The organism is Prevotella sp. tf2-5, from assembly GCF_900115435.1.
Lineage (GTDB): Bacteria > Bacteroidota > Bacteroidia > Bacteroidales > Bacteroidaceae > Prevotella.
Genome location: NZ_FOWK01000001.1, coordinates 480,426 through 504,634 on the forward strand (window position 1 = coordinate 480,426; position 24,209 = coordinate 504,634).

Here is a 24,209-nt window from a genome sequence, read left to right on the forward strand (position 1 = left end):
ACCAATAATACCTCCTGTATTGTTGAAACCACTAGGGCCATCTGTCTTGGCATTAGTGCCATCTAAATTAGGCTTATTTCCCTGATTGACTGTTAACCATTTGTGATCATCATGCGTACCAGAATGAGTAGATCCAGATGGAACATCAGATTTATACTCATTAATACTTATCGATTTAAAAACCAAATGATCATTGTAAAGATATATATCAAATAGAGCCTTGTCGTTTAAATCATTAGGATTACTAATTGACTCAAGATGAATACGTGCACGATCAGGATTGTTACAAATTGTCCTATTGGACACAATATACTTACCAGTTTTTGTTTGCCTGATATAATAGTAATTTGAATTAGAGTCCTTTTCTATCGTCCATACAGCCTTGGTAGCATCATAAATACCATTTCTGCATAGATATGTGGTAAGAAATGGCTTCCCATTGTCGTTTCCTTGGACGGTGCTAGGGTTTGTTTCATCTGATACAAAGAATGCCCATCCTTCTGTGGGACATAGATAATAGTTGCTAGAAGTTTGGCTTGAATTATATCCTTTGCTTGCAATATAGTATGTCCCAGAATAATCCGTAGTCTGTCCCCACACATTCACATCCCCAAATACTAGCATCAAGAAGAGAAGGAGCAAGGGAACAATGCGTCCCGCCCGTTGGGAGACTTTTTGAGACGCATTTGAATATGTTATTATCTTATTACTCATATCTTGATTCATTAGGGTTATTTGAGTGCGAGTTTCTTCTGGATTCGTCCACCATCGGCACGGACGATGTAGACACCAGCGACAGGAATATGACGCTCGATGGTCTCGCCTGGCTGGATGGTGAAGTTAGCAATGGCAACACCACCGACATTGACGATACGCACATCAGCCTCATGGTTGAGGGATGAGGTGACTGCAATCTCATGCTTACGGATAGTGAAGAGCAGGTCACCCTCTCCGATTTCCTCCTCAGACGGATCCTTATCACCACCGAAAGCGAATGACGAGTTATCGCTGTCGAAGATAATCTGCTGGACTGCCCTGCGGGAGGGTGACGGAGACTGTGTCGGACCGACAAAGTACGGACGGAAGGCGATGGCATTACCCGTTTGTCCATCAGGTACCTTCTTAAAGGCGTTGCCGTCGTCGTTCATCAGATAGTCTGCAGTCAGCGTCTGATTCAGATAGTTAGTCTTGAAGGTATAATCATTTTGCGTTACACCCTGCTCATCATCACTGATAGCGATGGTAGCACCAGTTGCCGAAGCAAAGGTAATCACCTGTTTATCCAGTTTTGCAGGTGCAGCACCGTACGTATTCTGAGCCCTCCATTCTCCACTGAGGTCAAACTCATAATAGGTCGTACCTGGGAAGCCGATAATGTATGGAGTACCTGCTGCCAACAAAGGATAATGTGACAACGTACGCGGTTCACTATAATACGTCTGGTATGTATCCGTATGCTTATCCTGTTGGTTATGTCCGGCTTCAGCCTTATAGAAATAATCCCAAAGGAACGTATTATTCACCGTCTTCGCATCGCCATTAGTTATGGCATCCGGATAGTTGAACACTCCCTTGAAGACAGTACCTTCAGGCTGTCCGCTCTTATAATAACGGAGCCAGTATTCATGACCAACTTTCGTTGTTCCATCCTCTGAGTGACTCTCACTGTAGAAGTGTGTGATTTCACCCTTCTGTTGCGTGGTAACAAGTTCTGCAGAGAATGGCAGACTGACCACATCCCAGCCTTTCGACGTGTCGACGAAGTTTTCTGGAGTGCGCTGGTACCACATACGGTGCATAGTATCGAACTGATAACCGAATGGCGCGTTGAAGTCTTGCTTATCAACGAGCAGATGGTCAGTGGTTGCCTGCATGTTGCTCTGTACCAGATGTCCATGAACACCCGACATGCCCAAGATATCTGGTGACGAAGGTTTCGTCGCATCGGTTACACAGCGGTAGTTGCCATCCTGATAATAGTTATTATAGTCAGGCTCCTTAAAGTAGCTGTTCAGTACGTCGTACGTCTTACTATTAGCATAACCACTCTCCAAGTATGCCGCTGGAGCATAAGCCAGCAAGTTTGGCGTCTCGTCACGATTGGAAATGCCAAGTAGTCCGTCATCGTCGAGCAACGGTTGATAGAACCATGTACCGTTAAGTCCCAACTTATAAGCATCACTACTATGACCCTCTGTATGTCCGGCGAAGTCTATGGCTGTCATACCCGGATAAGCTTCCTTTAAGTTGGTGTCTGTAGCATTCAGCGGCTTTGAGTAAGCCACAAGATTGACAACCGGGTTGAAGTGGACAACCGACATCGTACTATTACCGAAGTAAGCCGGTGCGCGGTATACGCGGTTATTCAAGTCATTGTCAAGCAGTCGTCCGCTGTTCTTCACGATAGGCGACGGTACATCCTCATGTGGACGAGACTCATTCCAACGATAGGTCAGCATCTGTCCGAAGTATAGATAGTCATCGGGCCAGATAGGATAGAAGTGTGACGCACCGTCTTCGTCGACGAGCTGTCGATCCTCCTTGGTCTCTGGTATCATACCTGCCTCATAGCGGAAGTCACCGTCAGCATAACGATTCTCCACATAGCCTGCATAGCAATAGTTTGGATTATCACCATACTTGATGTCCTTCGGAGCAGACAGTGTGTTGTCTTCGTTGACAGTATAATACTTATACGGTTCATTTGACCCTTGATGCTTGTCAGTATAACGCTTATAAAGATAGAAGCCGTTCAGGTCGTAAGTTACCTCACCATTGTAGAAGGCGTGTTCGGCCTTGCGAGTCGGTATGCCATAGGTACTCGTACTTGGGTGGTTCGTGTACTTATAAGTAGCATCGTTGTTCTCCTGATAGTAGCAGTTCACGATGCGGTAAGGACGGTCCGTTGTCAGGCCGGTTGGTGTACCAAACACTGGTTGCGACGTGCGGTCAGCTGTTGCAGTACTCTTTATCCAACAATTCTCCACATAACCGCTACCCGTCTCAGCAATACCTGCACCTGTGAATGTTCCTGTCACTCCAAGGTTAAAGACGCTACCACAGAGATGGTTAAACAGTGACTGCGAGAGTCCACTGATGTAGTGACCGTCGCCATGCAGCGTACCTTCGAAGCACTCACCTTCGTTATTGGCGATTGATGTCCACCCGACTGTATGGTTGATGTTCGTACGCAGAATGAAGTCGAGGTTATCGCAATTCTTCACCTGTTCAGCCAACGGAGCATGACCCGCGAAGGTTCCACCAGAAATAAGACCCTTGCTATCCAGCGTAGGATTATTCAGCACACTCAGGTCGAAGAGGCTCTTCAACTGACTGGCACCATTTGCAGCATCATTGATATAAATCTTCGGGTTACGCTTCAGACGCTCCAAGTCAGGAATATCCACATAGTAGTGGTGCTCCTTATCCTCTATCACCTTCTTCAGGTCGTGGTAGTTAGCCACCTTCACCTGTACATGGTTCGAGTACGTCTTACCACCGATGTACGACAAAGCGTAGTAGGCCAGACGGTAGCCGTCCTGATACCAATAGAGCGGATCGGTGTTTGGTGTGTAAGGAATACCGTTGGTATGACTCTCTGCATCCGACATACTCTCAAACAACTCCCAGCCGCCACCAGTTACCTCCGTAGCACCAGGGATGACATCCGGTTCACGCAGACCCAGCATATCACCAGGGATAACCACCGGCAACTCATCAATATCGGGTACAGTAGGACTACCGCTCTTGAACGTAATATGGATGTTTACCACATGGCGCTCTGTGACAGGAGTGATATGCAGTCCTGACTCATCGCTTTCTTCGTAGTTATACTCATAGATGACTGTGATAACCTTACCTTTCGATAAGTCGTCGATGTCTGAGTCACGACTGACATAAAGCGTAGATGTCTCCGTCGGTGCGATACCGTGGATAGTGAAGTTTACCTGTTTGTTAACAAGTTTACCGTAAATCTCATCATCGATGACCACACCTACAGGCACCTCGGTATTAGCATAATTACCGCCTGTTCCACCCGATACACCAGAGGCACTACTTACTGGCGTTTGGGCTCCATTTTCACCGATGGTATATACTTCACGACAGTAATAATAAGTACCTGCCGTAGTGAAACGAAGCGTACTTATTCTGTCGTTCTGATCGGCTGTACTCAACTTGTCAAAGGTTGTCTTATCAATGGTAGCACCGACAGCATAGAGTTTGTTATCAATAGTGACAGACTTCTTGACGACGTAGATATCATTTTTTGTGTCTGTCACATTGATAGGTGCATAATGACGCTGTTCGTTAGGCAGAGACTCGTATTCAACACGTCTATAAGTCTCACCGTTCTTCAATGTCACGCCATTATAAGTTGCCGTTTCACTACCATTATACGTTGCCTCGTAATCCACACGCTGCTCCAAGGAGTAGCCGGCAGGGTTAGCCTGTGCTCCCGCCAAGTTTGCGGCTTCACTGTCGTACTGATATTTTACACCCTCAGGTTGCTGCGTACCGTTTTCACGCTTACCGTACTTAGAGTCTATAAGCAGGTCGAGGGCATCGTAGTTGAAGGTGAACTTCTTGCGGTCTTCGGGCGACATCGAACTCCAGGCAATTAAACCACGGTAGTTCTTGTTACCTACATAGTAGTCGCCGCCATAAAGACCGGCTTTGGTACAGTAGTAAGCCGGTGTAATCTGGTTGGCGATATCCCGCTTTGTCTGCAGCAACGTACGCAGTTCCTTCTTCTGGTCGTATGTCAGGGCGTTGATCTCCTCATCAGTCAACTCGTTCATGTTACTGATAACCTTTCCAGCAATAGCCGTAATATCAGTATTGACCCTGTTAAGGTAGTTGTTCTTCTCGTCGAGGGTCATCTTACTGTTAACATAGATAAACTCCGTACTACTCAGTTGGATAGTCTTTCCGCAGACATAGGCGTCTTTCACCTTACCTGTATATTTATCAGCTTCTGTCTTTGGCAGCACAGCACCAGGATACAGGTGAGTAGTTGTACCACTTATATCTATCTGTTCTGTAACTATATAGGCAGATTCAAATATAGCCTGTCCTTCTGAGGGGATATCACTGCTATGGTTATTCTTCACTGTCTGGTAGGTATCATAGACTTCCTGAGCGATGACATCGCTTATCTTATATGCTCGTTGTCCAAGCAATTGGCCTGCACCACTGGTAAGGCGATAGGTCGGTCCGTTCTCATAGTCGTTACCTCCCGTCTGGTTCTTAGACGTGTAGTCACCACTCTTCGGAGTGTACCATGTGTTCCACTCCGTGGGGTTATTTACCTTATAAGTTAGGATATAACCCGTCTCATGACTCATATTATTGGACGAACGGAACATCTTGGTGAAAGGTACTTCTACATCCTCTACAACACCATTGTCATTCTTACGTTTCTGGATGACCGTTTTACTCTTTAACTCATTGTATTCTGTGGGAAGCAGTACATATCCTTCTTTATACTCCTTCTCGCCAATCCAACAGTCGTCTACAACAACGTATGTCTCGTCAACGAACAGTCGCTGCTCTGCCTTCGACAGTTTATACCAATCCCAGTAGCTGATAGAGTCGTTCAACTGATAGGTGACGTCGTTGATGTTGAGTTTCTGACCATCTTTCAGTCTATCAACACCATTAGAACTATAGTACGCATACTTATTGGAGCGTACGTCGAGAAGTTTCATCGTTCCGTGTGAGGCAGCCGTAATGGTCAACGGGATGTCCACCGTCTCACTATAGGCATTAGGAACACCGGTATAAACGGAGATATGCTGGTCGTAAACATAAACCTGACCCTGGATATACCAGTAGTGGGCAGGTACGGCATCAGCCCCCTTGTACTTTCCACTGATATTGTAACAATCGTCGATAATGGTCTGCTCACCGTGTACGAAGTTACCAGACGACTGCCATTCTGTCTTTTTATCTTCTGAGGTCGTCAGCGTTTTGTACTCAAAGTCATCACTGGTCACGGCACCACGGTTCAGCTCTGTCAGCGTGACATGAGTCTTGCCAGTAGCTTTTCGTACACCATGCTCGTTCTTCGCATAAACGAAGCCACCGCCGATACCCGTCTGTACATTGATCAAGTCGAGTTCTACGACACCAGTTATCAGACCCCAGTCTTTCTCGTTTAACTCGTCTCCTGTGCCACGCTCTGTGGTCAATTCCAGATAGACACCTGATGCCAGCGCTACCTTGTTATGGCTGATACCATTGTTACGCTTGCGGTTACCGATGTTAGCCTTCTTCCAGTCTTCATAAGTAGCCACTCCATATGCCTTATCATCCACTGTCTGCTTATAGGAATCGTCACTATTGTCGGTCTTACGCACTGCCGTCTTAAAGTCTACATCGCTGGTCAGCGCACCGAGATAGTTCACAACGCTATAGATACCGAAGTAGTTGCCATGGTAGTCTTCTGTAGTTTCTGGATCTGTCTGTCTGCATTTCTTCTTGTTCAACGACACCTCCCGCACACGGTTGATGGTATATTTCGTGTAGTCGATAACCTCAGGCACACGGTCCTGTGCACCCTGCATCACCATACGGCTTCCAAACACACCACAGAAGTCTGCACGCTGGATTGTGTTCATAGGTCGTCCGGCATAGATGGTACATACACCATTCTCCTTCCAATAGTCTGCGTTGATGTTACCATTTTCATAGACGATATTTGGTTTATTCTTGAACAGTGTCAGAATATCATCACCCGTCAGCGTCGAAGCTTTTGGATGGTCAGTGCTTTCCGCAAAGTATGCCGTACCCTCATCGTCTTCACAATCCTGCACACAGATGTAAGTCAACTGATAGTAGGCACGCTCTCGATCTGTGTATTTATCAGACCTATAATCGGCTATATCAATTTGTGGATTCTGTTGGATAGTATAATAGTCTGTTCCGTAGTTGGTGATGTTCAGACCACGATAGCCGTCCACGAAGGTCAGGTTACCGTCTCCGTACAAGCCACCGATACGACCGGAACCCAGTGTGATGAGGTCGAGGTTATAAACATCATAGATAGAAGCCGTGGCATTACCGAATACCGAGGTACTGTTAGCGAAGGCGGCTTCATTGGCAGAACCCTTGGTAGTATTACCACCGGCAAATACGGCATTGTAGATGATGATGCCCTTCTTGTCTAAGTTATTCCAAGCGGCATCGTTCTTGTTGCCGAGAGTGTTTAAGTAAGAAATGGGTACATAGTCACCGACTTTATATTCGCCAAAAGCAGTCAATACCTTACAACGAGGCTCAACAAGTACCTTACAGTCCTCGGTGAGGATGTACTCGGTGCCGTCCATTACCCACTGACCTTTATTTTCTACGGCAGTAGCAGACTCTCCATTATACGACTGCCCAGCGTTTAGCTTAAACTTGTAATAATAGCCCTCATAATTATCGTCATAACGTTCTCCGTCTTTTATGCCAACATAGAAGTTTCCGTCTTCTTCACTGGCACCATATACATAGCCGATATCACCACCGCCAAAGACGTTACCATTGCTACCATTCATCTCAGAGACACCTTCAGAAGTACCTACTATACCTCCGTGGATGTTCACCAGTGTCTTTCCAAACACATAACCATCTGAGAACAGCGTACCGCCACCACCTAGGTTGTTGTAACCACGACCACCACCAAATACATTACGGTGTACATGACCGTCGAACAACGTGACATTGGTGCTACCTGCCTTATAAAGACCCTGCAGTGTGCGCTTTGCCTTACCGTTGGCATCTGTTTCCTCATGGATGACCCCACGACCTATGGCAGCAATCTCACCACCGCCGAAGAGGGAGTTACGCACATGACCACCATACATCGTGACGTTAGAGATATCCACACTACTGTTATCGATATATCCGCCACCAAAGATACATCCACTATCATAGAGAGTTCCCAGACGACCGTCTTGTCGAGTCTCGTCATCAATCTTCTCCTGATAGTAGTCGTCTCCAACCTTTATGGTATTGAAATTACCTGTGGGAACAGTATCGAAATGACGATAACCTATGAAGCCGTTAAGCAGCGTTATATTGGTCGTACCCCATACAGCACCACCCTCACCGCCACCATAGGCGTTACGCTCAATAGCGGGAATACCGTCTAAGAAACTCGTTCCTGCAGTTTTTCCGATGATGACATGTGTCTCACCAGGAATATCATTGGTGTAAGAATCCGCAAGACCACCCATGTGATGACCTACAGAACCGGCCCAACCACCGCCATAGACGTTACGTGCCTTGCCACCCTCGATATAGGCAGTTGAGCTGGCAACAAATTTATTCTCAGCAGTACCAACAGCCAACGAGTCTTTCACAGATCCTGATGTTCCTGCGGCATAGAGGTCGAAGTCGACGATGCCACCCAACAGGTCGATATAGGTTGTACCATACACATTACCACTATGTGCCAGATGGCCATGACCTAAACCACCACCATAGCTGTAGCGGGTCACAGTCGCTCCTCTGTTGATATGAACGTTGGTGTTATAATACTTCGGACGAGTGTTGTCAACCTCCCACAGACGGTTGCTGCTTACCGGAGCTGGGGTCTCATTATCGCCAAATCCAATGTCGGTATAGCTCTCCAAACCAGTAAATAGTTTGTCTTTTCCATTGGCATCTTGTCCTAACGACGTCTTCCATGCTGAAACCGACTCCTTATTGATGACCAGTCCGTTCTCACCACCGCCATAAACCTCCTGAACCCGTGCACCATTATTCAGGTTGACTTCCGTATATTGCGACCACGTGTTCTCACCATAACCGGCACCATAGACATTTACCAGTCCCGTCCAGTGCGTACCACCCTTCACTGGAGCATTGATATTTACTTTACCATAGAGCGTACGGCGACAGGCGTTATTACCGCCATAGATGGCACCGTCGATAGTTGCCTTGTCACTGTTAAAGTTGACGATTGCCTCGTACACGTCGCATGCCACGTCGATACGAGGAACCTTATTGATGACGGTATTGTTCTGATTGTCCTTTGTTTCTACCTCTTCTATGTAACCATAGGCTCCACCAAAGATCTTATTACCGTGGAAGGTAGAACCGGCAGGTACGTTAATCACTGTACGACGGGTGATACCCTCCTTATAACTGCCGCCATAGACAGCATTGAGTTGTCCACGCGCCAGATCGATGATGGCCGATGCCTTATGAGCCGTAGCTGCAGCATTGGCTATTGTCTTGTCAACACCCATGCCGACACCACCGCACTCACCACCACCAAAGACCTGAGTGGTTTGATAATACTCCATTTCATCGGGGATGTCGATAAGGATGTAGCTGCGGTTCTGCAACAGGTTCTCTTCCTTCTCGGTGAAGTATCCCTGTCCTGCGCCATAGATCTGACCGATATAGGTATAGATACTGTTACTTGCCGAAGGACGGAAGTTGATGAAGGCATTATCCATCCATGGTTTGGAGTAGCCCTTGTCAGTACGGGCCGTACCCATATTTGCTGCAGTAGTACCCTCACTGCCTGTTTTCTTTGTATGGAAATAGGCATCATACAACTCACTGGTATAGTCGTACACACCATAGCAGCCTCCGTAGATTTTCTCCGCGCGTCCCTTTATATACTCGATATAGGCCGAAGCCGTCAACATTTCCGTATTATGCACCTTGCCGATGGCGTCATATCCACCATTGGCGGTAGTACGCACACGACTCTTAAAGTCTTTACTACCTAAGATCTTTCCACCCAGGTCATTACCGCCATAGACATAGTCGCGGACGTATGGGAAACCATTGGCACCAATATATGTCTCGGTATTTCCCATGATGTCGGCATTACAAGAACCTGCAAAGCTATTGAAGATACGTCCGTTGTCCAGATTGACATGTGTGTCGCCGGCGATAGGACCTTCAAAGCCACCGCCATAGATGAACTCACACTCTGCCAAGGCCTCGTCGACCTTCGGAGTACCGTCAGAGTTCTTTGGATCAGCCGACTTAGGCACACCGGGTTTGTTGCTGGCACCTGCAAGATTGACATAGGTGCTGTAGTCGCCATTATACTCATAGACATATCTGCCATAAGTATCCTTGTCATCGGTGGTCACATTGTTCGTCGTTGTAGTCTTGCGCTTACCAATGGCACCTTCTTCACTACCACCGAAGATCTGGAATACATAGCCACTGTTAAGGTTTATCGTAGTACTACCCCATATCTCTGTCTCAACACCCTTACCACCGCCGAATACATTCAGCGCACGACCCAGTACGTCCATACCCTGTTGACCAAGGATGACACCAGTCTTCCTTTCTGTAATCTTATAGGTGTTGCCATAGAGTTTCTCCTCACCCGTCTTGTCGTCGAAAGCCACATCATCGAAGACGATGTCGCGGTCGACAATAGATGCATTGATATTAATGATGACGTTACCGTTGACGATACCACTGCTGTAGCAGCCTCCGTAGATGTTACCTCCGGCAAGACGACGGTAGAGGTCGTTTTCGCTGGCGTCCACGCCTTCTCCTCCAATAACGCCTGGAGCAACATTGTCTACTTCCTTGAACGACTTTGTATCAGCATCGTAATAACGGCTGTCAACAGTGTTCCACTCCAACTGGCGGTTATTGTTTGTATCAAAAATATAGGTAGGCTTACCATCTGTCAATTTCGGAGTGTAGTCAGTATTACGCTCAATCTTCCAGCGCTTCGGTTGAATCTTCAAACCGCTGAAGTTCAGCTCCAACTTGTCGCCATGGGTGTCCGCAGGCAAGAGTACACCACCCTGATAGGCAGCATTATAGGTCCCGCTGTTGATATAGGCATTGTTACAGCCGCCCACTACCTTATTATATATTACAATCTTATCGTCGAAGTCGACGATGAGTTTCTTGTCACTTTCATTCGGAATCTTCAGACTACCCACGTTTCCTCCTACGAAAAGTGAACCGAAATAGGTAGAGTATGGCTTATAGGTTATCGTGTAGTCCCTTTCGCCTTCAGGCTTTGCATCTTCTGTAGCATTTTTATCGAACACCAGCTGAGGACGGATACCCATAGCAGCACCATCCATATAGGTTTCCATCTGAGTGGCATCGGTCAGATCAATCTGACTGAAGTCGTATACAGTTCCTCCAACGGTCACATTTCCAGCATACGTCTGTAGAATGCTTTCTTTCACCATGTTCTCACCGTTATTACCCAAGAACACGTTGTCGGCATAGACATAGGAGCCAACCTTCAACTGTGCCGCTGCATTACTGCTTCCGCTCTCCAGTGTGGCACTGTTTCCGCCGCAATAGATGGCACCACCGATGACAACAGGTTTTGTTGCTGATCCACCACTGATACGGATAGACACCGACTCTGCATTGGGACGGACATCATTGAGCTTTTCAACAGAAGATTCTCCTGTACCAACTTCATAGTAATAGTCGCCCCATTCCACTGTACCAGCCAAGTTCGGATTGTCGGTATAGGCATACGAGCCATTACCACCACCATACACATTCTGGTTGATACTGCTGTGGATACCTACGGCATTACCGCCATAGACATTACCGGAGATATCGTTACCGCCATAGACATTATTGATGTTACCACCTGTAATATAGACACGAGCAGCATAATCAGCTGGGAAGGACACATCCACACCGTCAACTTTGATTGTTTCCGCAGTAATACGATTATTATCCGGATTGACATCTGCCTTACGGCATCCGCCATAGACGTTGTCAATCTCCATATCATTGCTGGTAACAGCCAACAGAAGACCATTATCATGGGTCATGTTACCTGCATTACCACCGCTATATAGGTTACGGATCTTGCCTTTGATCAGGTTCCATGTAGGACGGATGGCCATCGCCACCTTATTGTTTCCGCCAAACATACTACCCATCTGGTAGGATGCGCTGGTGGCATAACTCAGATAGGGGTTGAAGCCCATCTCTGTGATACGGTCGTCGGACAACAACTCTTCTACGTTGTCTCCTGTTGCATCATCAGCCATAAGAGTACCTGTGGTTTTGTCAACCTTGATATGGTTCACCACCTCACTGGGGTTATCCGTACAGATCACCGTCTTATTTGTCACGGTAGCGTTGTTACCGCCACCGAAGACATAGACGATAGAGCCTCCGACAATTTCAAGATAGGTCTTGCCAAGCTCTGGCAATTGCGGTTGGTCATCATTCTCATAGACCTTAACAGGAGTAGCATCTTTTGTCCATATTTCCCACTTATGAGATTCACTGACAGTTTTATTCTTAACCGTATAGTCACCGTTACTACCGCCATAGAGATTACCTATATACACCTTATGGTTGGTTGTAGTTGTGGTTTGATTAGGAGCTTCACCCGTCGTCTCGCTTTTTACTGAACTGACGCGTACGAAGGCATTCCATGTATTGTCAATGTTATTCTGTCCCGCTGTTGTTCCAACCTTTGTCAAGGTAGTGGGCAATGGAGCTGACTCTCCTGAAACAGTCCTGATATTACCAATCGTTCCAGCGATATCATTACCACCATATACATTATTAATTAATATATAGGAAGTAGAAGGCGTATTCTCGCCATCGATATTAACGAAGGCTGAACCTGCAATATTCGCCATACGAGCACCACCATAGACGTTACCTGTGAAATTACCTTCACGCACGGTAACTGTGGTACTACCACCTGTGTCGCCGGCATTACCGCCACCATAGACGTTACCGCCAATCTTTATCTGTGCATTGACAGTTGACCATTGACCGCTGACCACTGTCAACAGCAACACCAACAAGCTTATTATCGTATCTTTCAGTCTCAATGTCTTATACCTTATTATATATAATATATATTTTCTTACTACTCAATCGTAAACAAATTATCCAAGTCGGCATCCGACAACTGATATATATATGTCGGATTGACTGTCAGATTGACCGTCACGCACTCTCCTCGCGAGGTGTAAAGGTTGGGGACTTTATTCTTGGCCTGACAATCCTTACGTATTAACTTTGTCCCCGTCCTGTCATACACATCGTACGTACTGAGGAGCGTGAGGTTACCACCATTGCTCAGAGTAGGAGCAAAATAGCAGAGGGAGTTCTTGATATCAGACGTTGGCAACTGCTCACCCGCTTCGCTTTCAAAGAAGGTGGCTGTGGCTTTCGTTCCTGAGGTGCTATAACTGACTGTCGTCACTGGACTTGCCCCTGGATTATTGGATGTCAGCGTAACAGTAGCAGTGGCCTTTTCATTTGTTGCCTGCAGTTCCAACTTCTTCAGTTTGATCTTACGCAAGTTATTAAAATTAGCATCTACAGAGAAGTTAAAGCTCACCGCCGCAAAGAGATGATCCATCAACACGTTGATATTATTAACATCCGATCTTCCTGTATATGCAAAGGAACCCTCTACTGGAGTCACATTCGCTGTCGCATCGCTCACGCCTGTGATGACGCATACATCCTGTGCACTGACAGCGTCAATGTTTGGCAGCGTCATGGTGATGGTACCATCGGTCTTACTGATGGTGGGCGTCATTCCGTCAAACCTCGGCATAAAACCGTATATCTCATAATTTGCTCCACCCTTCACCAGGATTGAGGAGTGCCAGGTGTTATTACTTCTACGGATATACTGTACTGATGGCGTGGGAGTTTCACTCGACATCATAAACAGTCCCACGGAGAAATCCGTGGTAGGAGCATATATCGTAAAACCGCTTGGCGCCGCACGTCTGGATGCTGCTATATCTTGATATGATGTGGTATATGCTGTTATATAAAGGACTTGGTTATTATTAGTCTGCTGCTCGCCAGAACTATCCGACGAACAACCGGCTATCAGCATAAGGCCTATGACCATAAACCAATAACCAATAACCTTTAACCATTCATCACCAGTTATATATTTCATAATTCAAGTCATCATTTGTCTTCCAGTTTTTGACATATATTGAACTCAGCTCCAAGAAGCTGCCACCCAGATAGTAGGCATAGACTATCCATGTATGGTTACGCAGGAACTCACCGGCTCGTTCCATCTGGAACGACATCGGTGTCTTTTCGGTTTCATCTATCTGATACGCAATCTTTCCTGTCACCTGCATGTCAGACTCATGCAGATAGAATGGTCCTACCTGGGTCAACTCACCTGCACTTACTGCTGCATTGATCTTGTTTTCATACGCTTGTGCCTCTTCGTCATTGTATATATACTCTGTAGGATTCTCATTTGTCTTCACTTCATCTATCTTATCCGGTGATGATAATAGCGACACCTCACTGTTTTTCCCCAACCCATTGAGTGATGAGCGAGAGAAGAGATAGCCTGCAGTTCGCATAGTATTAGCATCAAGACTGATACCAGTAATACTCAGTTTCTTGTAGCTCTCTGGACTTTCAGTCAGCTTAATATTCGAAAATACGAAACGTATCTTCGATACGACACGCGTCAAATGTACTGTGGCGATATTACTCAGCGAACCGACACGCAATACGGGTGCATCACCTACAACATCCTGATTGAGGAGAATACCCGACATGGGCAGTCCGTCGGGCGGGACTTCGGTTGTCAATGATGTCAGTCCGAAATGGTTCTCATCAAGTTGCGCTGCATCCAACTGATCACGAGTAGTATGTTGGTCAAATGATAGTCCGCAGTTGTCTGCCGTGACATTTGCCAACACATATACATCCACGTCAGGCTGCTGACGGGCAAAGTCATCACTCACGGCAATACGGTAGGTATCACCCTGTGACGTATTCAAAGTAGTGGTCGTGGCAGTACTGTGATAACCCACCAGATCACCGCTTTGATGTTCAAATACCCATATCTGCAGACGATGTACCGTACCCTCCTCAGTGCTGGGATCGACATATCTCACATCACCACGCATCAGTATAGGTCGCTCAGGTGAATACACATAGATGGTAAGATAGGTAGCCTGTGGCTCCCCCGCCTCACCGTCGGAAGAGCTACAGCCCACAGTCATCAGTCCACAGCCGATGACCAGCATCCATAACCATATATGTCGTATAACACTTCTCATTTCTCACTAATTCAGTTTTACCGTCGTTGTCGTCGACTGTATCCATTTCGTCTGTACCTGCACACCGATCTCCAAACGTGGTGACAACAGGTCGGGCATACACGAGTAGGCATTCGCCAGCGAGGTAATCTTCATCTCCACAGCCGTAGTATAGTCCTGTGTGAACACGCGGCCCTTAGCAGCGTCAGGTGCATTAGTATTCGTATAATCTGCTGGGGCAAGCATGGCAACAAGATAGAACTTACACCCTGGGTAGATGATACCATCCTTACCTGTGAATGCAACCCTTTCGTTGTTCTCAATCACTATATTATTCTGAAACTCCAGGACTACAGGCACCTTCTCTCCGTCATATGTCTGCAGTACAAGAGTATTTACCGTCCAACTGCCATTCGTCGCACGTGAACCCACACCTGCATCATAGATAAAGCGACCATCAACATCACTCTGAACACCTTGCGGCTTAAAGTCAAACCCCACCATATGCTGCGCCCCGACGATAACACTTGTCAGCGGCAGATAGTCGTCGATGGCATTATTGACAACTTCATTCTTCGCGTCCTTCAGTTGTACATTAATAGATTTCAACGTACACTGCAGTCGAGCAACCCCATACTGCAACGCATCCTTTACAGCTACCGACCTCGTCCTATCGTTTACTACAGTACCCGACTGGTATACATTTAACAACGAACCCCATGAAGTAGCATTCTTATAATCCTCCTCCTTCACCTCATTTGTCGAAGTCTGGATTCCGCTATTGGTATAGTACCACAACTCTGCAGGATAGGTATAACGATTGATGCCGTTGATGTTATCCATCGTGGTCGTCTGTGTGCGAACCATAAACTTATACTTATCCTCAGCTGTTTCCGTTACATCCTCCATCCAACGCAGGGCGGCAACACCATCAGGCAGACCAAGTGCTACCGGGTAGGTATTGCCAGATATCGCGGTATTGTCATTTATCGATGCAAGGATCTTACCACACAGCGTCTTACTTGTTTCTGGCGTTGTACTGAGGTCCTTGATGGCTGTAATCTGTGTCTTTAATGCATCCACATACGCCTTGACATTCGTTGCCGACCCAGCAATGATACCCGTACCCTCACCGTCGATATTGATGAAATCACGATAGTAGTCTTTCAATTGTCCATCCGTGGTCGTACTCCATCCATCCGTCTTGGCGATGGATGTCAGGTAGGCTGCTAACGCCTTTGCATCATCATGAGCATCCGTCGTATTACAAATCGACTTCAGGTTGAAAGTCAGTTCCGAGGGGTTCATACGATCCCTGAGACTTGTCGCCAGCGCACCGTTATATCTTATCTCCAGCGCACCGTTATCTTCCGCTGCCGCCAGATTCTCTTCATAAGCTGCCCTTCCATAGGCCAACACACGGTTGACCCCTTTCATTAGGGAACAACTTACGACATAATAGAAATTGTTATTCTTTGCGTTGGTGACCTTCTGCGCATTGGTGACTGACGAGAGCAACGGAACGTCACTGGCTGTCACTGGCACATTATCGCCACTGGTCTTGAAGGGAACAACCAGTAGGCTCTGCAGTCCTCTGAACGCCTGCCCCTCCGTCTGCACTACAGCATCAGCCATACGCATACCGGCAGGCTTCTCTACGTTGAAGAGAATCTTACACTCCAGGGCAGGTGATGATGTATCTTCCGCCACATCACTGCTGTCTGAGCACGATACCATGATCATGCCCAGCAGCATTATTATAAATAATGTGTAACGAAATATCTTCATCCTCATTTATAAGTCTATATCATGATGTCCACCTTCATTCCAGTTCAGCGTGACACTGACACCCACCGTATGATCCTTGGGATGGATCGCACCGTCATCACCCATATAGCCTCCGATGATCCTTAGCTGACCAGCTTTGTTGGGAGACCTGACACTCAGGACAGACTCCGTGACAGAGCCGTCGTCATTGGTGACATAGACATAGAACTGCCAGAAGACCGTCTCAGACTCATTCTCGTCGAAAGGTACCTCAACGACGGTACGCATTCCCTCCTCATCCGTGGTGGGGAAATTCACTGCGCAGAAGCACAGTTTCTCATCCTCTCCCGTATTGACTTTTGTCGCACGGACATAGGGATATTTCTCGGGGAAGGTATAGGTACTGTCATTGATATGGAACTTCGAGGCAAAGCCGGTGGCAAAGACCTTCATATCCTTGTAGGAGTGTCCACGAGGGTCTACCACTAGAGCCTCCGCACAGTTCGCCATATAGAGTCGTACGTGGAATGTCTGGCTAACACCCTCCAGGACCTTCAACGGATATCTTGCTGTGAAGAGACCCGTGGTATGGGAGTCGATGGTCTCCTCCCCCTCCGGGATGGTGACAAGCTGTGCCGTCGGACATTTGTCGTCGCTTGACAATGCCACCACCGTATTATCCTGGATATTGGCAGCGGCAAGGTGCATGTACTCCCGCATTGGCAGGTAGAGCGTATAGCTCTGCTCGCTGGCGTTCATCACATGCTGGTCGTGACTTAGCCGCTCCTGTGCGTTCTCCGTATCGTAGAACGAGAGGTCCACGTCATGGGCAAAGTCGGTGAAGATGTTTTTCAGATGGTCACGCAGGGCGTTAGCGACATTGACATCCGTCGCAGTACTGAGCTGAGTTGAGAGCTCGGTGGTGATATTCGTCACCAACCGCAGCTCGTAGGTCAACTCATACTCCTGTCCCTCAGGAGGACAGTCGCTCAGGTCATCGTCAATGTACGAGCAGCAGCCTGCCGTCAGCCATAAGACTGACAGCAGGAGCCATATCTTGAATAGGTTTATGCTCTTCACCTTCGTTGTATCTGATTATTGTTCTCCGAGAATGACATCGTTAAAGACCAGACCAGTGCGCCAGTTCAGGTCAACAGAGAGGCCCAGTGAAATCTGTCCGGAACGCAGGTCAGGAACTGATACCAGTGCATGCTGCAACGAGTTCTCACCAATGACGAAGGTAGCACTTGTCAGGTAGTCCTGCATGAATACACGACGCTCCTTGATGGTAGTACCGTCAGTATCATAGGGCGGCAAGGCATAGTTCGTAGGCCATGTGATACCCAGTGATTTGTTTGCTGCATATGCAGCGTCTGTCACATCAGTCAGCGATGAAGGTCTCTTGTCAGGATCCAGCTTACCAACGATGTAGAAGGTAGCACCACTACGGATCAGGTTGTTCTGACCATAGAAGTCCACACCCTTATTGACAAACTCCAAGGCGACAAAGACATCACGCTGCTTACTACCCTTATTTTTTACTTCCCAGTTGTCCCAGAGCAGTGTATAGTTGGCTGCAGAAGTTGACTGCGTGGCACTGTTACTGTCGAAGTGAGGTATATGGATTTCACCGACTTTGTCGTACACCATGTTGCCGAAACCAGGGGTCGTTGACTTGGCGATGTAGTTCCAGCCTACCTCCTGTTCTTGACCACCAACGAGCACACCCGTCAGCACGAAGTGATCTCTATCAGCCGTTGCATCTATCGTATTGTTGGACTCCGTGATTTCCGGTTTGTTATTCCACCTTTTGTCAAGGGCTCCATAGTTGTCCTGAAGGGTGGCAGCACCAAACTTCACCTTCGTCTCCAACAGAGCAGTGCCGTAGTTTATGTTATCCTTCATGGCAACACTACGCGTAGTATTCGTCACATGGGAATCTTTCACCCAGTCGTTAGTCCATTTGTCATCATTATCCCAGTCAGTGACACCATCAGGATAGTAGTTGGCTGCCTTGGTTTGGTCAGAAACGCGAATAGCACTGTTACCGAAATAGCACAACTCAGCCGGATAGACATAGTTCAGCGGATTGAACGAGCCATTTTCATCCCCCATTGCATATGTAGCGACTGCACCTTTGTAGTTATAAGCAAAGTCAAAACCTGGTCCAGGGTCTTTTGGTGTAATATCAAATTGCAGGATGACAGAACCGTTTGGCAGATTGAAATTGGCAGGGAAATTGTTGAGGTTGCAGTCTTCGTCGACCGTTGGCAAAGTTTCATTCTTTACATTCAATGCGGTCATTAATTCACCAGCGGTCTTCCATTGGTATTCACGATCACTATCGAAAAACTTCTCTACATTAGTCTTAATCTGTTTTGCCAAAGTCTTGGCAGCCGCCTCCTCCCAAAATACAGGTTCAGCATTGGCGACGGAATTGACAACCGTCATCAAGTCTTCAATCACCTTGGAAACAGCGGTACCAGAACCGGCGCGCAACTCACCCGAACGAATGGTGTTCCAAGTGGCATAGGCAATAGCCAACTTATCACCCAATGCACGCATAGAGATATCAGAAGATGCGCCAAGAGCATTTTTGATTGCTATTGGCTCGTTGGTTCTGGCAGTGATCGTATAACTTCCTGATTCACCAGAGATGTCTACATAGTCGCTCCATGCGAGTGAAATTTTATGCGTTTCCCCACCATACTTAACATCCGTGTTGGCAATATTGCTATTGACTATATTCGTGAGGGCTGCGGCCATCAGCTGCTCATGTTCCTTCAAGGCCTGCACATAGACGTGAGGTTCTGTCGGATCGGCTGTTTCAGGCACAATCTTGTCGAGGGAAAAAGAGGTTGCACTCAGATCGCTGCTGACGTTCATGGTAATCTTACCTTGATCAATGGAAGAACCGTCCTTGATGGCCTTGCCCCAGAACATCAAGGAGTTGACATCAGTAGGAAGTGAAACCTCAACGACACGGCGTGACTTGGGTGTGTTGCTTTCTTCGCCAGCATTAGGGTCTATCCCATTTTTACCAATGATGGTTCCGAAGGGGTAGAGTTTTTCCGTCGAAATGCTTGTAGAGACATACTTTCCATCAGCATTCTGCTTGAAGACCCCAATATAGGCATTGGTAATACCACGGAATGGCTGCGTCAGCGTAGCTTGTGTGTTTTCCGCAGTCATACGCATGGTAGCCTCATTAGCCGTAGAGACATTGAACACGAAGTTCACATTGACTTCATCCTTCTGCGGGGTGATGTCTTGCTTGGGATCCAACACCGCATCATCACTGGATGAGCAGGCGGCAAAAAGCCCAGCGCTTAACAGTGCTATCGCACTGATATAAGCAAAATTCATTAATTTTCTCATAATCGAGTCTTGTGTTATTGATTTATTTATTGTAGTCAAAATAGATTCTCAGGTATCCGGAGTTACGCTGGTCGGCAAGCAGCTGCTCCTTGATATACTGGAAGGTGTGACCGCCATTGAGCTTGCGAATCTGTTGCTCACGACGGGCGAGGTCCGGCTCACGGTCGATGATGTCAATCACCTTCTGTAATGCTGCGGCATGGTCAGAGTCGTTGGCAATCGCCTCTGCCACTTGGTCACGGAAGTCTGCCCAGTCCTCACCGCCATAGGAGACATCAAACTGGTCGTCACTGACAGCGAGACGGTCTTGGATATACTTCTTCAGGGCATCGGCACGTCCCTGGGCGATCTTCTCGTTGAGTTTCACACCACCATCGAAGGAAGCAAGACCTACGATCTGTATCTTACAGAGTTGGGTATCGTCAAGGGCGAGCAACTTCTTTGTAGCCTCAACAATCTGGTCGAGGGTCCGCTGATTGTCACGCCACTCGGGTTGGATGCTGGTCTTCCCCATGGGGAAGTAGACGAAGAGGGCACGCTGGTCACGACGCAGTACCTGACTGCGGTCGTAGGGTTTGTACTCGTGGATAGGTGCCAGGACAGGGTACTCCTCACACAGAAGGGTGATGGGGTCTGCTGGTACGGTGTCCACAATGATCTCCACCGGCTCTGCCTTTTTCACAGGCTCTGTCTCAACAACAGACTGTACAGGCTCTATCGGTTGTACAGGCTCCACGACTTTCTTCGGACGACCCGGGAGGTTGAAGACGATGTTGATGGCAGCCTGCGGCATGACAAACCATTTCTTGTCCTCACCGATCTTCGTTCCACAGTGCCCGCACTCATAACGGTTGTATTTGGTATAGCCGACAGCGGCACCTATCAGTGCCTCGATATTCCAATGGCGGGCGATGGGCCATGAGTAGCCATAGAAGACGCCCAGGGCACCGAGGTCACCCTGACGACGCTCGTCACGGACACTCTTGTAGAGTCCGAACGGGAACTTCACGTCAGCGACGTTATAATGACTGTAGATAAGGTTCACCCCGAAGAAATGACGCACATTCACGGAGTCTGTCCAATAACGCACAGAGGGAGACACCAGCAGGTGTTTCCATTTCCTCGACTTGTTTTCATCGGAGGGCCAAGGGTTATAGCCTGCCGTCAGTCCAGCTGACCAATGGGGAGCCAGACGGACACCCACCCGGAGGTTAGGGGTCAGCCAGGCATCATACAACAGGTTGTTACTGATGGTTACTTGCTGTGCAGAGACTTCACTAGACATCCCACAGAACAGCATTGCCAAAATCACAATTTTTGCTGCAACACGGGATTTTTTATCGTTATAATTTAGTTTCATGCCACAAATTTAACAAGAATTTGCGACATACACCTAATTTATAATGAAAAAATTTATTTCAAAATGTCAAAAACAGTTTTCAAATTGTCCGTTATGGGGTTATTCGTCTATATTCTGGCGGAATTCAGAGGGAGTCATCCCATAGACATTCCGGAAGTTACGGATGAATGTCGCCGGGCTCTTAATACCGCAAGCCTCCGCGATGGCACCCATCGTGTACTCAGGGTGTTGTCTCATCAAAATGACCGCATACTCCATGCGTTTCGTATTGACATAACCTGTCACATTCATGCCGGTATAACGGGAGATAATGACGGAAATGGCGTTTTTATCGACACCCATCAGACGCATCAGCTCGTCACGTCCGAAGTCGGGAGCACGGAACAGTTCTTCCTTCATGACACGTTTATCCATCTGTTTGAAACGTTTCTCCTCCTCGTCGAGAGCTTTTTCCTCTTCGCTTTTTTCGGCGATTTCAACAGGATCTCCATTGGCGACAACGATATCACGATAATGCATCAGCTCACGAATCATCTGGGTCATGGTCCGGTTTTTACGGTTGATGACACGGTTGTGACGCAACAACAGGAAAAAGACGACGAGCAACATCAGACTACCTACGATGACGATGGAGAGGATCAGGTTATGACGAGACATGGCACGCTCGCTGTCTATCACCTGCTGCACACCACTGGAGATGGTACGGAGCGTCCGCACACCAAGGGTGTCTGCTTGCACGGCGACACCCCGGTAGCACTCTGCCGCCTTCTGGTAATCACCCATCCTGTAATAGACATCCCCCTCGTCTCCCAATACCCGCTGCATGTTACGACTTAGTGTATCCTCATCTTTCCGCATATTATCTTTAACCAACTGGAGAAAACGCAACGCTTCCTCGTCCATCCCTTGGATTTGATAATATTCCGGGAGGGCATCCCCGCTTATAGGGTCGATATGGGGGACGATATGATGGCGCTTGTAGAGCTTGTCGGCTTCCGCCAGCCGTCCCATCTTAGCAAGCAGCCAGGCACGGATGGTATACAACCGTTGTTTATTCATCTGGGCATAAATGGTGTCAGACTGTGAAGCCAGAAGATGATATCGCTCCTGTTCCTTTGACATGCGCAAGGCTTCCTTATAGTTTCCCTCTTTGCCGTACTGTTTGGTTAGGAAGGCATAAAAGATACCCAACTTGTGATCCCTCTGCGGATAGTCTGCGTCCTTCAACAGCTCGACGGCTTCGAAACAGGTGCGGTAGCCTTCCTCCAGATGTCCTTCCAGACACAGACGCTTGCCTCTCATAAAGAATGCCAGCGCCTGGTATGCCTTTGCGTTATTCTTCTTTGCCAGCATATACAACTGGTAGGAGGTTTCTGACAGCTCTTTCCACTGATAGAGCACATCATAGGTACACATGATACGCTCCAACACTTGTAAATGCGTTTCAGTATTGTTTTCCAGGGAAGGCTCCTTTTGTGCCTGCAGGTAGTATGCAAGTGCTTTGTTATATAAGTGTTGGTCGCGGCACGAGTCACCTTTCTCCATCAACAGGATAGCGGCATTATCTGTTGGTGCTGTCCTTCCTGGAACGGTCGTCAGAAAAAAGATGGTACATAATATGAGTTTACCGATTCGCATGGTATTCAGTTTTTCATTTAACCATGCAAAAATATAAAATATTTTTCCCTCCACCAAGCTTATTCCTGAAAAAATTTGTTTGGAGGCTTTATTTCATTCATTTAAAGGCTTTAATTAATTCGTTTGGAGGCTTTAATCACCTCGCTTAAAGCCTTTATTTATCGACGTTTCAGCCACATCGAGTGATTTAAGTGATTCTATAATACACGAATTATATATATAGCAAAAATAATTATGGGGATAATTAATTTAGTAATATATAGATTTACAGAAAATACAATCACTTAAATCACTTTTGGAATCAGAACAGGGTTGTAAATTATTCATAATCAGTGAGATAGAAGCAAAAATGTTTGATGGTTTTAGGATGCGTTGTAGAATAAATAAATACAACTTTCATCCTTTGTAAGGACATTGTCTCATTTCTCACCCATCCATTCTCTATAAGGATGGCGACGTAACTGACTATTGTAAAAACGACGGTCACCTGTCACCTCTTTTCCGATGAAATCGGGCATTTTTGGACTTTCATCAACCGATGAGAGCTCCACTTCAGCCATGACAAGACCCTCATTTTCACCAAAAAACTCATCAATTTCAAAGGTATGTTCACCACTTTTCACGAGCCATCTGGTCTTGTCGATGATACCAGGTTCGCACAAAAGCAGGAGTTTTTTACCATCTTCCAAGGGAATCTCATACTCAAATTCGTCACGAGAGAGCCCATTATCGGTGCTGGGACCCTTGATGGTGAGGAAAGCACGGTCATCACGGATACGCACTCGAACAGTCCGTCCTCGTTCACTACAGATATAACCCTGTTGGATATGGCTATGACTGAACGACTCCTGTTTGTAGGAATCGTTCAGTACCAGGAATTTCCGTTCTATCTCCAGTGCCATTACGCCATCATGGAGAAAGTCCAGATCAGATAGATGACGGCGAGGATGATGAGTCCACCGAAAATCCATCCTACAACTTTCTTACCCTTCTCTTCCTGTTTCTTGGCGTAAGCCTCACGCTTTGATTGATTTTTCTTGCTCATAATATCT

At 47.1% G+C, this 24,209-nt stretch carries 10 protein-coding genes; all 10 read right to left on the minus strand.

Translation table 11 applies throughout. The annotated features are described in order from the left end of the window. Nucleotides 1-731: 731 nt before the first annotated feature. Nucleotides 732-12,806 (minus strand): hypothetical protein, encoded by a 12,075-nt coding sequence (locus tag BM257_RS01820; protein WP_143096709.1) that lies wholly within the window; start codon nt 12,804-12,806, stop codon nt 732-734. Nucleotides 12,807-12,844: 38 nt separating this feature from the next. Continuing rightward, nucleotides 12,845-13,900, minus strand: coding sequence for a fimbrillin family protein (locus BM257_RS01825; protein ID WP_092067638.1), 1,056 nt, complete (start codon nt 13,898-13,900; stop codon nt 12,845-12,847). Further along, on the minus strand, nt 13,881-15,035 hold the full coding sequence (locus BM257_RS01830) for a hypothetical protein (protein ID WP_143096710.1): 1,155 nt from the start codon (nt 15,033-15,035) through the stop codon (nt 13,881-13,883). The genes BM257_RS01825 and BM257_RS01830 overlap by 20 nt, the downstream gene beginning before the upstream one ends. Nucleotides 15,036-15,041: 6 nt before the next feature. Further along, the gene (locus tag BM257_RS01835) at nt 15,042-16,802 is read right to left on the minus strand and encodes a hypothetical protein (RefSeq protein WP_143096711.1); all 1,761 of its coding nucleotides are present in this window, start codon (nt 16,800-16,802) and stop codon (nt 15,042-15,044) included. Between the two features lie 6 nt (nt 16,803-16,808). Continuing rightward, nucleotides 16,809-17,861 (minus strand): hypothetical protein, encoded by a 1,053-nt coding sequence (locus BM257_RS01840; RefSeq protein WP_092067644.1) that lies wholly within the window; start codon nt 17,859-17,861, stop codon nt 16,809-16,811. Nucleotides 17,862-17,876: 15 nt separating this feature from the next. Continuing rightward, nucleotides 17,877-20,159 carry a hypothetical protein gene (locus BM257_RS01845; protein WP_143096712.1) on the minus strand — a complete coding sequence of 761 codons (2,283 nt, stop codon included), beginning with the start codon at nt 20,157-20,159 and terminating at the stop codon, nt 17,877-17,879. A 22-nt stretch (nt 20,160-20,181) separates the two neighbouring features. Further along, nucleotides 20,182-21,471, minus strand: a complete 1,290-nt coding sequence (locus BM257_RS01850) for a DUF3575 domain-containing protein (RefSeq protein ID WP_177215981.1) — start codon at nt 21,469-21,471, stop codon at nt 20,182-20,184. 147 nt (nt 21,472-21,618) lie between these two features. After that, the gene (locus tag BM257_RS01855) at nt 21,619-23,157 is read right to left on the minus strand and encodes a helix-turn-helix domain-containing protein (RefSeq protein WP_092067650.1); all 1,539 of its coding nucleotides are present in this window, start codon (nt 23,155-23,157) and stop codon (nt 21,619-21,621) included. 419 nt (nt 23,158-23,576) lie between these two features. Continuing rightward, nucleotides 23,577-24,059, minus strand: a complete 483-nt coding sequence (locus BM257_RS01860) for a CYTH domain-containing protein (protein WP_092067652.1) — start codon at nt 24,057-24,059, stop codon at nt 23,577-23,579. Continuing rightward, entirely contained in the window at nt 24,059-24,202 is a 144-nt protein-coding gene (locus BM257_RS14680) for a hypothetical protein (protein WP_177215982.1), read from the minus strand. Before BM257_RS14680 ends, BM257_RS01860 begins: the two co-directional genes overlap by 1 nt. Nucleotides 24,203-24,209: the final 7 nt, after the last annotated feature.